Below are 15528 nucleotides of genomic sequence, written 5' to 3'. Positions count from 1 at the left end.
ACCTATTAATTTTGTTCATGGCATCTAACTACATAAGAACATTTATGTGGCATAGCTATAGTAGCCACATGATATCCAGCATATTTGGTGGCAGCTTTGAACATACTTAAATTATTGACATCTGGCTCACCCATCGTGCCGCCAACTAATGTTTTAGGATAAATTAATAATAATTTACTGATGTCATCAATGATTTTTCGCCCCATTTTTTTATTGAGTAAATCTGCCTTAATTATTCCTAAGTGAAATCCAATTTCTGTAGGATCAAACAAAAAAGATCTTCCCATTTGCACAACTGCAGGTCTATAAAATTCTATATAAGCACACTCTTCATTTTGAAAAGAACCAATCATAGGCCGTGTAAAAGGAGATTGAATCAAATGATTTAATTCTTCATACCATGCCTCTAACGAAAAATTTTGGTGAAAGGTATTAGCCAATATGGGTTCATTCATCCATTGATGAATTTTATTTAAATCTTCCATACTCACATCTCGCATAGACCAACCATTGGATAGTTCAAATGGATCAAAAAAGTCAAGTGAAGGAACAATTGATTTATCTATCTCTGGGTTAAGTGGATTATTTAACCATAATCTTCCTACCTGCTCACCTCCTTTGATTCGAGGTAAAACATGAAACGGTACATTATCTATATTTCCAATACCATCCATCATCGGATAAAAAGAAGATAATCCTGGAATAAAGTTACTCGATAGCCAAAATTCTACTATTGGATTTTCTAAATACATCAATTCTTTCTTTAATTTATTTATTTTCTCTAGTTCTTGATCCTGATTTTGAGATGATATAGCTATATTGAATAATTTATCTCCAACTAGAAACCTTTCAGTGAATTCACAGTTCGTTAAAGAAAATAATCCTGTATCATTAAATTGTTGAGAATCTGTAAAGACATCAGTATAGGATTTAGTACGGTAATTTGCTTCCTGATGTAACAACCTATCAATAGCTAATTCTGATAATGGTAACTCTAAATTGTTTTCTAACAATACAACTTTTTCAACACGATGGAACCCTGTCAAAGACACATATTCAAAATACACCTTAACACGTTTGTTGCTACTCTTGAATAAAGGTAACTCTATTTCATATCGATCAATTGTGACATGATTTTCTCTTAACCATCTTAATAACTTCATATATGATAGACTCATGTTGTGTACCTCATTCATATTTCATCCAATTCAGCCAATATTTCTGCAGTCTTTTCTAAAATTCCTTCTTGTTCTTCCAATGCTTTTAATTTTTGGGTAAAAGAAAACAGTGTTCTATTTTCAAATAGATCAGAAACAGAAATTTTTTCAAAATCTAAAGTCTGTCTAATGGAAGAAATCATTTGTGTTGCCAAAACCGAATCCCCACCTAATTGAAAAAAATCATCTTCTAAATAGACACAATCTACCCCCGTATAATCAGTAAATTTTTTCGCCAATAGAGATTCTAAATATGTCTTTGGCGCTGTTTTTCCCTTATCATTATTCTGTTGGACATAACCATCTGATAATGCCTTACGATCAATCTTATCGTTACTGGTTAAAGGAAATTTATCTAACACAACAATCCGTTCAGGAATCATATACAATGGTAAATATTTTTCTAAGTACATTTTGATATGGTTGGGGGTAATATTTTCATTTTCTTTAACCTGGACAAAAGCAACTAAATTAACACCCCTGTCTTTGATCACCATAACAACTGTGTTTTTTATTTCTTTAATTCTATTGATTACACCTTCGATTTCATCAATTTCGATTCGGTATCCTCTAAGTTTTATTTGATTATCACAACGGCCAATATAATCCACCACTCCATCATTGGTATACCTAGCCAAATCACCTGTTCTATACCAGGTTTGTCCATCTTTCTGTACAAACTTTTCTTTAGTTTTATCTGGTAAATTAATATAGCCATTAGCCAGCCCAAGGCCTCCGATCCATAATTCACCAATAGTCCAATTTGCGCAATCATTACCGCTCATATCCACTACACGGCAGGCATTGTTTAATAAAGGATAGCCGTAAGGGACACAGGTGAAATAAGAATTTAGTTGGTCTTTAACTTCATAATAAGTACAATGTATCGCTGTTTCAGTCGCCCCTCCGAAACCAGCAAATCTAGACCGTGGATTATGACGTTTGAATTGGTAATATAATTCAGGAGATATCTTATCTCCACCCAATATCACTAAACGTAAACTTGGCATAACCGCATTTTGTTCTGATGAAAGTAACATTTCCAACATGCTAGGTACTGCATATAATTGTGTTACTTTGAATTGAGTTATTTGCTGATGCAAATAATCTGCATCATAGCGACCGTCTTCGTTAATCACCACTGTGCTACCACCCACATTAAACAACCCAAAAATATCTTGAATGGACAAATCAAATTCTAATGAGGAAAATGCTAAACTAATATCGTCTCTGCTAACAGAAAAAAGGTAATTAACTACTTCTAAAGTGTTCATAACTGCTTTATGTGACACTTCTACACCTTTAGGGCTACCAGTAGAACCTGATGTAAATATAATATATGCGATTGATTCTGAACTAATAGTTATAGGTTCAGATAGTGTCTCAATACTATTGAAACACTCTTTAGAAGTAATAATTCTTACATTGTCTGCCTTAACTGTGAGTGATGAATCTTCTACAATATAAAAAGTAGATTCTGAAGTAGTAAGAATTGATAATTTACGAACTTGAGGTTGCTTGATTCCAATAGGAACATAGGTTGCACCAGAAGCAAGTACACCTAATAAGATAATAATTTGCTGTGGACCTTTCTCTAATGACAGTGCCACTTTTACGCCTGGCTTAACTCCTTGAGACACTAAAAATGAGGCTACTCTTAAGGATAAATTCGCTAGTTCCCTATAACTGATCCTTTTTATACCATCTCCATGCTGATAATATATTGCTGTTTTTTCAGGTTGTTCAGCAGCATGATCATAGAATTTTTGATGCAATATATGATGCTTGACTGGATAAAGAGTGTTATTACATTTATTTCTTTGTTTTATCTGTTCTTCTATAACATTGTTTTTAAAATATTTTTGATAATTTTTTTCAGATTGAATAATTGTTTCAATATTCTCTTGGTATATACTGAAGATAGATTCAATTACACCAGGTAAAAACACACCCTCCCTAACATCCCAATTGGCCAAAAAACCTCTTTCATACTCTGTAATTTGAGCATCCAAAATTACTTGTGGGCCTTGCGATAACAACCAAACAGGTTTACCAAAGTTTCGAGTAACTTGCTCTGAAAATAATTCTCCCAATCCAATAGCACTGGTATACACCACTGGTGCTAATACTGTGGTTCCTCTATTTCTACTTAGATCTCTTAATACATCTAAAGCAGAATAGCTATTATGAGTAACACTTTCGATAAAAAAGTGACTAATACTTTTTATCCTTTCAATAATAGTCTGTTTATTTGTTAAATCTATTTCAACAAGCACAGATGAACTAAAATCGCCCACTAATAAATCAACATCAGGATGAAATTGTTCTCTGTTAAATAATGGAAGATTTAAAAAAAATTTTTTGTCTTTAGAATGTGTACCAACTGCCTCTGCAAATGCGGTTAATAAAGTCATAGCCATTGTGACCTGATTATTTTTCGCAAATGTTTCAATTTTCTGCTTATTTTCCGGAGAAATCCAATAAAACAACCTCGTCGATTGCATTGATTCTGATAGATTCTGATCATTGACTAAAGGAAGTTGTAAGGGATTAGGGAAGTTTTTTATTCTTTCGTTCCACCATCTTTTATCAATCTCTTTGTGAGCAGATATATTATTTAACTTTGTTAGGACGTAGTCCCTATACGAATAATTAATTGAAGGTAATTCACCATAATCGCTATACAATATCGCTAAGTCATTCAATAATATTCTATAACTCACTGCATCGGCAGCTAACATATCAATATCTACATGTAATCTAAATTTACCATGTGATAATAAGGTAAGTGTAAATTCAAAAACTTTTTTCTGATTTTTAAAGATTGTCTGACTACTCTTTTCACGCCGTATAATTTCCAATTTAGAACTGGACTCCAAGCTACTTAGTGAAGATAAATCATTAATCACCAATGGATCGAAATTAAGGAGTGTAGAAAATTTTTGATAGCCATTATCAAGAACTTTCACTCTCAACATATCATGTCTATTGACTAACTTCTGTAAAGATTGGCGAAATTTCTGTATATTTAAGTTTTGACCTTCGAATTCAACATATAAATGAGCTGCTACATTTCCCAATAATTGTCCATCCATAGAACCAACCCAATAAGCATATTGCATGGGTGCAAGGGGAAACTCTTCACCAACTACTTTAAAATTTTTATATAAGTTTTCAGTTTTACCCTTGTCCTTTAGTAAGCTTGTCCACGCGTCTAAAGTTGGATTATTAATCAAATCTGCAAAAGTAACATCATAGCCATCACTTCTTAATCGGCTAGATAAAGCCATTATTCTCATTGAATCAAATCCCAATGAAAACAAACTTTGATCTGAGGCAATATCAAGTTTATTGCCCAAAATATCTTCCACATGACGAATAATTATCTGTTTATATTGTGAAAATTCCATATTATTTTGCAACATTTCTATTTATCTCTCTTTCAAAACATCTCATTCTCACCATTTAACCAACAACTATGACTTGAATTAATAATTAATTTTGATTATCATTATCATTATTATTTTTGAAAAATTATAATATCTTTTTTTTATTTTGTATACTAAGGGGAATTATGGAAAATCCTTTTGATAACGAAGAAGGTATGTTTCATGTACTAATTAATGAGGAAGAACAATATTCTTTATGGCCGACTTTCTGTAAAATTCCACAAGGCTGGTCTATTGTTCTAGAAAATAAAAATCGTCAAACTTGCTTAAATTATGTGAAAGAGCATTGGACAGATATGCGTCCCAAATCATTAAAAGAGGCTATGCGTAATCTAGAGACCTAAAAAATATCAGGATTTTCTAGCGTAGAGACTCAATATTCCAGCATGATAGTTGAAGATTATATCCAGTCATTTAAGGGATTATTCTCTTGCTGCACATCCGGAAAAAAACTTAAATTAATACTAATTAACGTTATCGAACTAAACCAAGGAATAATTCTACTCAATTCAGTTATTGGAATACTATATTTTCCAATCGATAGCTTCTAACCCATGTTCTATCAGAAAATGATTGGTTTTAGAAAAATGTTGACAGCCAAAAAACCCACGGTATGCCGACAAAGGTGATGGATGGGAGGCCTTCAAAATTAAATGTTTCCTTTGATCAATTAAAACACTTTTTTTCTGAGCTGATGCCCCCCACAATAAAAAAACCACATGCTCTTTATTGTGGTTGATCGCCATAATGACTTCATCAGTAAATTGTTGCCAACCTAAATGTTGATGAGATTGAGGCATACCTGCCCTTACTGTCAAAACCGTATTCAATAAAAACACACCTTGTTGCGCCCAAGAGGTTAAACAGCCATGTTCCGGTATCCGAAAATCAGGAATATCTGTTTGTAACTCCTTATAAATATTTTGTAAGGAGGGAGGAATATTTATCTCTGGTGCTACTGAAAACGCTAAACCATTCGCCTGTCCTACCCCGTGATAAGGATCTTGTCCTAATATAACTACTTTTAAATTAGAAAATTCAGTTAATCGAAAAGCATTAAAAACATCTTTTTTCTCTGGGTAGATAGAATATTGAGTACGCTCTCTTGCAACTTTTATTAAAATATCTCTAAAAAAGTCTGTATTTTTAATATCACCAATAACATCAGTCCATGTAACCACTTTATTTTCCTCATACTTTAATTGAATAAATTATTTAATTAATAGTTTCTAGTAAGTTGACTATTTTACTATACATGAAGTTGACACTGTTATCAGCTTCATAGTGCTTATTTTTCTGAACTAAAGCATGATTCAAAAAGAACAACAGCCACAAAGCTCTGTCTCATTTTGTAAATATGTTGATTATCAAGCACTATAGTCATTAGGTAATGACTTATTAAATGGTCATTTTAATTTCATTTATCTCGAAAAAGATTTATTCACTCATTGGAAATTCTATACTAGTGTATAATGCAATGATTAACATAAATAATTTTTTTCATTGGCTATGATCCTATAGTTGCTTATCCTAAACCAACCTACCCCCTTTTAAGAATATGAAGTTATAAAGTTAGCTTCATACGATCTGATCCGTACCGATCGCGTTTAGTAATACTATCAATGTCTAGTAACAATCTCTAGTAACAGAGAAACTATTTGTTATAGTTCATAACACCTGCGATACAAGTTAAATCTGAATCTATGATAGATTTATCTACATTAATAACCACGTCAATACAATCTCATTGCATTATTCCATCATTATTCTGAGTCAATACTTAATTATATTTTTAGTAGGAATTTCAGTAATTTCTACATGTCTTAACGGAAAACTTAAGAATTAAACCAAGTTTACCACTCCAAAATTGACAGCTCACATAGTTGTAGAATTGATGAATAAATTGACACCACACTCTCTCATAGATCTTAGCCAAAAGTAAGAACATGGTGTCAATTTGTTCAAGGATGGGGAATATGTTAGTCTTTACGAATCTTTTTAAAAATCTTACTCATTAATAAATATACGGGAGGGAATATCAAAGTTATAGAAAGCAAATTAACCAAAAATACTAGATATGAACTATGAAAATGCTTAGAAAGATAAACAATATTATGAGAGACAATTATGATAGAACACATGAAACATGAAACATCTATTTCACTAAATTTCATCGTTAACATTTTTTTTATACAAGATAAAATACCGGTCATACTAATCACCTCAATTACGTAACATTTATTAATAACGACCCCAAGATTTGAGCTACTTGCTAACCTAAGTCTACCATACAACTGTATTCAGTACCCCACCACTATTCAACAGGTTATAGAAAAATTATTACCACGTTGCTACACGCCTTCCACCATGCACCTACCCCATCCATGTACATCGTTTATAATATTTACTTACCTTATACTACTATATCTTGGACATTATGTCCGAAGTTGGCTTATTTGTCATCAACCTGTGTGTCATCAACCTGTGTGTCATCAACCTGTGTGTCATCGGCTTGTGTGTCATTGTTATTACCATATATGGCGTCATATACGCTCTCCCAAGCATTGAATCCCACATATGAACCTATTGCCACTCCAATCACAGCAGCAAATGGACTGGTTCCCACAACTGTACCTAAAGCTGCACCTATTAACCCCCCAGCTATCGAAGACATATTATCTCCTTGACCATCATACCATTTACAATAAGAGGTATTAGACAAAATCAACATCAACAAAAGAAAAGATATTTTTTTCATTTGTAAATTCCTTCTTATCCAAGTTAAACATGCACCGCATGAAACCATCCATTACAACTCCCCATTATAATTATAATATTTCTTGATTAAATATACAATAAACCTTCCAAATTTGGTCATAATTTCAAGAATTTTCCAGAGCAATCTATCACACCAAAAGAAGAACAAGAAAATTTCAATGACTTAAAAAAGCATTGATCGTTGGAAAATAATACCCTTTAGATAAGTTAGATATATTAAGTTCCTACATCTTTGTCAAATATACTTCGGTTTTTTCTTCATCTAAGACGAATCAAATATTCAGGAAATAGTTGTATTGGGATAAGGTGTTTTACACCATTTAAATTTTACTCAATATTGTGTCATCTTAAACAAGTGGATACCAAAAATCCTCAATAAAATTTAATAGTTTTAATTGGCATGCATTAATGATTAATAAACTATGCATAGCCAATAATGTAAGGTACATTAATAAAGAAGTACCCTACTATTTATCAATACGTACAACAACGACATCTAAAATAATATTATATATATATCTTTAACCCACCCCAAAAATAGTAGAGATGATAAAAAATTTAGAAAAAAAATTAAATATCAGACTGGTAAGATTATGAAAGCAGAATTGACGAACAAGTTGACACCACACTCTCTCTTAGACCTTAGCCAAAAGTAAGCGCATGGTGTGAATTTGTTCAAAGATGGAGAGCATGTTAATCTTTAAAAACCTTTTTAATAACCTTACTGATTAACAAATATACAGGAGGTAATATCAAAAAGACAGCAAGCACATTCATCAGCAAAAACGTAAATAGGTTCAAATTACTGAAATGATTAGTAATATAAATGGTAGTTGTAGGTGGGATCACAAGAACACAAATGAAAAATACAGCATCTGCTTTAACCGACTTCATTGAGAACATTTTCTTTATACGAGAAAAAATACCAGTCATATTAACTACCTCAATCATTACGTAACATGTATTAAATAACCAAGCCTTTAGCGATGCCCTAAACTAAGTTTTCCACACAACTACCTTCATTACCTTTCAACAAATTAGAAAGATCATTACTACACTGCCACATGCTTCCCACCATGTACCTATTCTATCCCATCTATGTATCTAATTGATGATATTTAGGATATCTCACACTAGTACATCTATGATTATAAGATATTCTGGTACTTTTGTATCTCTACCATTATTATTAACAGCCTCCAGAAGTTCCATAGCTATCAGATTTACCAGATCTACCACCACGACCATTGCTATTGATATTTCTATTGCTATTAACATTGATATTGACATTACTATTGCTATTGCTATTTGCAGTGATTTCCAAAGATGGATCCTCCTTACTTCCAGACCGCTTATCATCTGGCGTGTTTCCTTTAAATACACCGATTACATCTTTGGCGACTGACAAAAGATCGAAACAGCAGGGATTACAATAAGAGGTATTTGACAAGACCAACATCAAAAGAAAAGACATTTTTTTCATATATGGCTCCTTCTTATCTAAGTTAAACATAGAACTACATGAAATCAACCAATACGAATCTATTATATTATTTTTTGAGTAAATATTCAATACTTTTTAGTAATCTAGTCACGGTTTCAAAAAAATTCCCGAGCAGTAAAAAGAAAATTTCAGTCGCTTAAAAAAGGATCATTCATTAGATAATTAATGCTATATTAAGATAAGTTCGAAATATTTAAGTTCTTACGGGTTTGTCTCTTACGGGTTTGTCTCTTACGGGTTTGTCTCTTACGGGTTTGTCTCTTACGGGTTTGTCTCTTACGGGTTTGTCAAATATAATTTGTTTTTTCCTCATCTAAAATGAATCAAATATTAGGGGGGAAGTAATTAATTTTTGGATAAGTTGTTTTACCAGTATTTAAACTTTCCTCAATATTATTATTTTTTTGTCTTAAATTTAAGTCGATACCAAAACTCATCAATAAAAAATTTAATAGTTTTTTGATTGGCACGTATTATTATAATAATTAACCATGAATAGCCAATAATATTAAGAAACATTAATGCGCAAACATTTTTGAAACTATGAAAAGAGGAAGTAAAACTACCATTTGTCAATATATGTAAGAACGAACATCGAAAATAATACCTATTCCATACGTCATACCCTTTATCTCACCCTAAAGTAAAATTTTCAATCTCTGGCGAAAAAGAAATAGTAAAGGCCAAGATTTTTATGTATTTACCAAAGATAGTTATGTACTAGATAATGTTAAGTCATATACTTATGAATTTGATTCATCAACAGTATTTAATAAAGAAGAGCAATTATTGGTATACAAAAAAGTTTAACTACCAAAGAATTTTAGATTATACTCGGGACAAATTACACTCCCGAGTATTTATTGATGAAACGAATAATAAAACTGGTTTTGGCATTCTTTAATTCTATTAATTCTGACATCTTTTTTTCTTAATTATTTTTGGGTGAACGACACATACATACCGTCTTCCACTTCTGATATTTCTAATGAAAAAATCTATTTTTCTGAAAAAAGAGACTATTAATATACAATTTCTCGTATACCTTCTCAAGATTTTTTTCATTTATTTAATGAGAAACACCAATATTTAGGGATATTAAGAGTTAATACAAGAGAGAATATGGGGCTTAGACAATGTGATGATTATTCCTTCCGAATAAAAATTTGGGGATATAGGCGTAATAGGGATGTTGAATATGTAGCTGATGTTCTTAAATTAAATCAAGAATTAAGACCCTATTCTTTTTGGCAACATGCCTATCCTACTTTGGAGAGTAAAAATAGTTTTAGATTTAAAATACACTCACTATTGTTTCTATTGGAAAACATTTTTTATAAAAAAGAGAGTATTTATACGGGCGAAGGCATGCAAAGAATATTTGATATTGTAACATTTATTATGTCAGTTCATGTTGGTAAGATACAAAATAAGTTAGTATCTTTCTATGCCTCCTACTGGAAAACACCTTTGATGAACGAGAGTGTTATTAATACGATAGCAGAGATGATGAAAATAATATTTGAGCTTTTTACATTTTTCTTTGATGAAATAAAGTATCATCTGATACATTTATATCTTTTCAGAAGAGATGTATAAGAATTAATTTTTTAGCATGATGACTTTCTTGTTCTGTAATGATTTGACATAGTGTTTATAATACACTCAACACTGGAAAGATGACTCTTACATTCATAAGAAAGATGAGTTGAGGTCAAAACAAAAAGAAAATCAGAAATACTGTTCCTATCCATTGGCTTACAGATAAAATTCTCATGTTATTACCAATGTTTACTATATTTCTCACCTACAGAGACTACAATCTCACAAGGGATTCTGCCATGATTCATGGCTTGATATAGACAGGGAAAATCGATAAATCTCAAGATAAATAGGATTTACGCCTAAACAAACACCCTCACCTACTATCTCTTAAAAAAATAAATCCTATACTCTACTAACATTAATACAACTAGAAAATGGTATATGAAATCCAATATAGTCTTTAAAAATATACTGAAAAACAGATATTATTTATCAACAACCATCTAAATAGTATTAGAGAATTTAACAAGAGGAGGTTTATTAACTAATTAATTGAAAGTTCTCTTTAATTTTTCTATACTTCTTCTATGTTTCTTGGTTGGTCGACCTTCTCTATATGGGGAAGAATATGTGCTGGTATTCAAAGAAATCTGCAACTTTAAAGCTTGACGTTGTTGAATAACTTCTTCATCCTCACGATACATCTGTCTGGCTTCTATCGAAGGTCTACGCTGTAAATTTAATTTAACTACTGTAAATCTATAGGGTAAACAGTTATATCGCATTTCAATAACATCTCCCACTTCAATATTTCTACTATTTTTAGCCTTATCCCCGTTAACTTTCACTCGTCCTAATTCGATATCTTTTTGAGCCAACCCCCTTGTTTTGAAAAAACGAGCAGACCATAGCCATTTATCCAGTCTCATTGATTCTAAATTAGCCAACTTTAACTCCCTTCGAAATTCACTAAGATTTCTTATTGTTTTTACTCTATGTAATCATAGTTTAAAAATTTGACTTAATTAAATTAATTATTTATCAATTTTACATAAAGATAAGTATTAATTCTAGTCGCTTTATAATACAATATCAGGGCTAGATTACTATATTAAATTAAACTCACTCTTTAAAAAATAAATTTAACTACTATGATGAGTTTTTTATGGCTCAAACCGATACCCAAATTAGAGAAATTCCTTATAACCATACCTCTTATTCAGACAGAGAAATTGTTATCCGCCTATTAGGAGAGAATTCCTGGAATATTATTGTTGATTTAAGAAAAAAAAGAAAAACAGGACGTTCTGCTCGCATGCTTTTTGAAGTACTGGGTGACATGTGGGCTGTTATGCGTAATCCGTATTTAATTGATGACCTAATTAAACATCCCAAACGTAGAAAAGCACTTATAAAGGAAATAAATTATCGTATTGATGAAATTTCTAAACGACGTGATAATAACCCTGACGTTGCGATACTAATTGAAACAGTCTCGATTGCAGTTAATCGGTTTGATCAATCATTCAAACAGATTGTACAAAAAAGACAACAAATTTTCTCGCGACTAAGTCAACATACCAAAAGTGAAAATATATTATTTGATGGTTTATCTCGAGTTTCACATGTTACTGACGCAACTGACTGGCGTGTTGAGTATCCTTTTGTTGTCATATGTCCTGATCATGAGAGCCAAATTGCCCCAATTGTTAGATCATTGATTGATTTAGATATTAGTATTGTCCCTAGAGGTGGTGGAACTGGTTATACTGGGGGTGCAGTTCCCTTAGATGCCATGAGTGCTGTTATTAATACAGAAAAACTTGATTTATTTAGTAAGGTAGAATTAAAACCTCTACCAGGTTTAGAAGGAACCCATCCTATTATCCACGCAGGTGCTGGTGTCGTGACTAGACGTATTGAGGAAGCTGCTGCCCGTGCAGGATATGTTTTTGCAGTTGACCCAACATCTGCTGATGCGTCTTGTATTGGTGGTAATGTAGCTATGAATGCGGGGGGTAAAAAAGCTGTTCTGTGGGGAACTACTTTAGATAATTTAGCATACTGGAAAATGGTTGACCCTAACGGACAATGGAAGTTAATTGAAAGAATTAATCATAATTTTGGCAAAATACACGACCAAGAGGTAGCTATTTTTGATATACATACTCTTGCAAATAATGGCGTTACTATTCTTAGTACTAAACGTTTAAAAATACCTGGACAAAAATTTAGAAAAATAGGCTTAGGAAAAGATGTCACAGATAAATTTTTATCAGGTCTTCCAGGTATCCAAAAAGAGGGAACTGATGGTATTATCACCAGTGCCGGTTTTATTCTACATACCAATCCTAAATATATTCGTACAGTCTGTATGGAGTTTTTTGGTACAGTCACCAATTCAACCCCTTCCATTGTTGAAGTAAGAGATTATATCCTATCCCATCCTACTGTAAATTTAGCAGGTCTAGAGCATTTAGATTGGCGTTACGTTAGAGCCATTGGTTACTCAACAAAGGCTCCTGGCCGTGGCCGCCCTAAAATGGTGTTACTAGCTGATATCGTGTCTGATAATGAAAAAGACCTAGATATTGCAGCACAGCATATAGTGAAATTAGCCAGTACTAGAAATGGTGAAGGCTTTATTGCCACCACACCTGAGACAAGAAAATCATTCTGGTTAGACCGGTCACGAACAGCTGCCATCGCAAAACATACCAATGCATTTAAAATTAATGAAGATGTGGTTATTCCTTTGGATAAGTTAGGGGAGTATTCAGACGAAATAGAACGCATCAACATTGAATTATCTTTTAGAAACAAATTAAAACTATGTGCTCAATTAAAGGAATATTTAACCAACAGGTTATCCGTCGACCGATTAGATGCTGATTCATCCTCTCAAGATATTTTAGATAACCGCACGGAAACAGCACTGCAACATGTTACTAAAATAGAAGAACGATGGCAATGGATGCTAGAGAAACTAGATCAAACCGTATCTAAGTTGCTAACAATATATCCTGATACCCCCTTTGAAAAAGAGATTAATAATCCAGACGAAGAAACTGTATTTACTAGTATGCGAGATTTTAAACTTCGTATTTCAGTCAAACAAGATATTCTGGAAATATTAGATGCGATCTTTTCTTCAAAAAATGATACTACCATTCGGGAGCAAGTAAAAACATTACATCATAAAGTAGTTCGAAGCCGTGTATTTGTCGCTCTGCATATGCATGCTGGGGATGGCAATGTACACACCAATATCCCAGTTAATTCAGATGATTACGAAATGCTACACACTGCTCATGAAGTAGTGGACAGGATCATGAAAATTGCCCGAAATTTAAAAGGTGTTATTTCTGGAGAACATGGTATTGGTATTACCAAAATTGACTACTTAACTGATGATGAAATGCAACCCTTCTGGGAGTACAAACAACAGATTGATCCTAATCAATACTTCAATCGTGGTAAACTCATGCGTGGTTCTAATCTTGATATGGCTTATACTCCTTCCTTTGAACTATTGAGTGAAGAAACATTGATTTTTGAGCAATCTAGTATTGGAGAAATTTCCAATATGGTTAAAGATTGTTTACGTTGTGGGAAGTGTAAACCTGTTTGTTCAACTCACGTTCCTAGAGCCAATTTACTATATAGTCCAAGAAATAAAGTACTGGCCTTAGGTTTACTGACAGAAGCTTTCTTATATGAAGAGCAAACAAGAAGAGGTATTTCTTTAGAACATTTTTCAGAACTAAGCGATGTCGCAGATCATTGTACAATTTGTCACCGCTGTTTTAAACCTTGTCCTGTTGATATTGATTTTGGCGATGTTTCTATTGCAATAAAAGCCTTCTTGCATAAAACAGGTAAACATAAAATAGCTCCTAGTACTAAATTAGGCATGCATTTTTTAAATGTTCAAGATCCTACCACCATAAAATTATTAAAAACCCAAGTCAATTTGGGCTTTAAAGCTCAAAACTTAGCTTATCACTTAGCTCAATTCTCTATGGGATCTGCTATTAAGGAACAAAAATTACATCCCCCACCAACTATAAAAAAAAGCAGTATTAAAGAGCAAGTAATCCATTTCATTAACCGGCCACTTCCTCGTAATGTACCAGCAAAAACTATGCGAGCAACGTTGAATATTGAAGATAACAAAACTGTTGCTATTATTAGAAATCCGGATCTTGCTGATGATGTAGAAGCAGTATTTTACTTTCCTGGATGTGGTTCAGAAAGACTATTTAGTCAAATTGGTTTAGCAACACAAGCAATGCTATGGCATGTTGGGGTACAAACCATTTTACCACCAGGTTACTTGTGCTGTGGTTATCCACAAAATGCCGGTGGTCTAATAGAAAAATCCAATCAAATGGTTACAGATAATAGAGTGCTATTCCATCGTATGGCTAATACATTTAATTATTTAGATATTAAGACTGTTATTGTTAGCTGTGGTACCTGTTATGACCAACTTGAAAATTACCATTTTGAAAAGATTTTCCCAAATTGTCGCATAATTGATATTCATGAATATTTATTAGAAAAAGGTATTCACTTAGATAAAGTTACAGGCCAAAAATATTTATATCATGATCCTTGTCACTCTCCTATGAAAACAGCCGAACCTATCAAAATAGTTAATCAATTGATGGGACAAGATGTAGTGCTTTCTGACCGTTGTTGTGGAGAGTCAGGTTTATTTGCAGTTAACCGACCTGATGTTGCGACCCAAGTTAAGTTTAGAAAACAAGAGGAAATTGAAAAAAATCTAGCAGCACTATCTTCTGAAGAAAAAACAAAAATTCTTACCTCTTGTCCTGCTTGTTTACAAGGTCTAAGTCGTTATGAAGATGACAATAACCTACCTGCTGATTACATTGTTATTGAATTAGCTAAATCCATCTTAGGTGAGAATTGGGCTGAAAACTACATTAAACAAGCACTCAACAATGGTATAGAAAGAGTTCGTTTGTAGATTCATAATTCATATATAAAAAATTTAGGAAGTGGTCTT

9 protein-coding genes are annotated in these 15528 nt (G+C 32.6%); 3 read left to right on the top strand and 6 right to left on the bottom strand.

Translation table 11 applies throughout. The features are described 5' to 3' along the window. Positions 1–5: 5 nt before the first annotated feature. Positions 6–1196, bottom strand: a complete 1191-nt coding sequence (locus GKC53_00525; protein QRN40661.1) for a GNAT family N-acetyltransferase — start codon at positions 1194–1196, stop codon at positions 6–8. After that, positions 1193–4642 (bottom strand): amino acid adenylation domain-containing protein, encoded by a 3450-nt coding sequence (locus tag GKC53_00520; protein QRN40660.1) that lies wholly within the window; start codon positions 4640–4642, stop codon positions 1193–1195. Before GKC53_00520 ends, GKC53_00525 begins: the two co-directional genes overlap by 4 nt. Positions 4643–4788: 146 nt before the next feature. On the opposite strand from GKC53_00520, the gene GKC53_00515 reads away from it, so the two are divergent. After that, a complete protein-coding gene (locus GKC53_00515; protein QRN41802.1) occupies positions 4789–5010 on the top strand; it encodes an MbtH family NRPS accessory protein in 222 nt (73 codons plus the stop codon). Positions 5011–5190: 180 nt separating this feature from the next. Here the strand turns inward: GKC53_00515 and GKC53_00510 are convergent, their stop codons facing one another. The 3 genes from GKC53_00510 to GKC53_00500 all read right to left on the bottom strand — a co-directional run bounded on the left by GKC53_00510 (position 5191) and on the right by GKC53_00500 (position 8927). Further along, a complete protein-coding gene (locus GKC53_00510; protein QRN40659.1) occupies positions 5191–5847 on the bottom strand; it encodes a uracil-DNA glycosylase in 657 nt (218 codons plus the stop codon). A gap of 1271 nt (positions 5848–7118) precedes the next feature. Beyond that, complete coding sequence (locus GKC53_00505) at positions 7119–7424, bottom strand: hypothetical protein (GenBank protein QRN40658.1); 306 nt, start codon at positions 7422–7424, stop codon at positions 7119–7121. 1209 nt (positions 7425–8633) lie between these two features. Continuing rightward, positions 8634–8927: a hypothetical protein gene (locus GKC53_00500; protein QRN40657.1), complete on the bottom strand. Its 294-nt coding sequence runs from the start codon at positions 8925–8927 to the stop codon at positions 8634–8636. Positions 8928–10070: 1143 nt separating this feature from the next. Here GKC53_00500 and GKC53_00495 point away from each other — a divergent pair. Further along, entirely contained in the window at positions 10071–10547 is a 477-nt protein-coding gene (locus GKC53_00495) for a hypothetical protein (protein ID QRN40656.1), read from the top strand. 494 nt (positions 10548–11041) lie between these two features. Here the strand turns inward: GKC53_00495 and GKC53_00490 are convergent, their stop codons facing one another. Continuing rightward, a complete protein-coding gene (locus GKC53_00490) occupies positions 11042–11422 on the bottom strand; it encodes an RNA-binding protein (protein QRN41801.1) in 381 nt (126 codons plus the stop codon). A 236-nt stretch (positions 11423–11658) separates the two neighbouring features. Here GKC53_00490 and GKC53_00485 point away from each other — a divergent pair, with 236 nt between their 5' ends. After that, entirely contained in the window at positions 11659–15489 is a 3831-nt protein-coding gene (locus GKC53_00485) for a DUF3683 domain-containing protein (protein QRN40655.1), read from the top strand. Positions 15490–15528: the final 39 nt, after the last annotated feature.

This window comes from Neisseriaceae bacterium (assembly GCA_016864895.1).
In the GTDB taxonomy this organism is placed as follows: domain Bacteria; phylum Pseudomonadota; class Gammaproteobacteria; order Burkholderiales; family Neisseriaceae; genus QFNR01.
The sequence above is the reverse complement of the archived record's forward strand: the minus strand, read 5'-3'. Positions and strand labels throughout refer to the sequence as shown.

Excerpts from the sequence above, each read along its gene's own strand:
- GKC53_00525 (QRN40661.1), bottom strand. The coding sequence starts at position 1,196 with ATGAATGAGGTACACAACATGAGTCTATCATATATGAAGTTATTAAGA.
- GKC53_00520 (QRN40660.1), bottom strand. The coding sequence starts at position 4,642 with ATGTTGCAAAATAATATGGAATTTTCACAATATAAACAGATAATTATT.
- GKC53_00505 (QRN40658.1), bottom strand. The coding sequence starts at position 7,424 with ATGAAAAAAATATCTTTTCTTTTGTTGATGTTGATTTTGTCTAATACC.
- GKC53_00500 (QRN40657.1), bottom strand. The coding sequence starts at position 8,927 with ATGAAAAAAATGTCTTTTCTTTTGATGTTGGTCTTGTCAAATACCTCT.
- GKC53_00495 (QRN40656.1), top strand. The coding sequence starts at position 10,071 with ATGGGGCTTAGACAATGTGATGATTATTCCTTCCGAATAAAAATTTGG.
- GKC53_00490 (QRN41801.1), bottom strand. The coding sequence starts at position 11,422 with ATGAGACTGGATAAATGGCTATGGTCTGCTCGTTTTTTCAAAACAAGG.
- GKC53_00485 (QRN40655.1), top strand. The coding sequence starts at position 11,659 with ATGGCTCAAACCGATACCCAAATTAGAGAAATTCCTTATAACCATACC.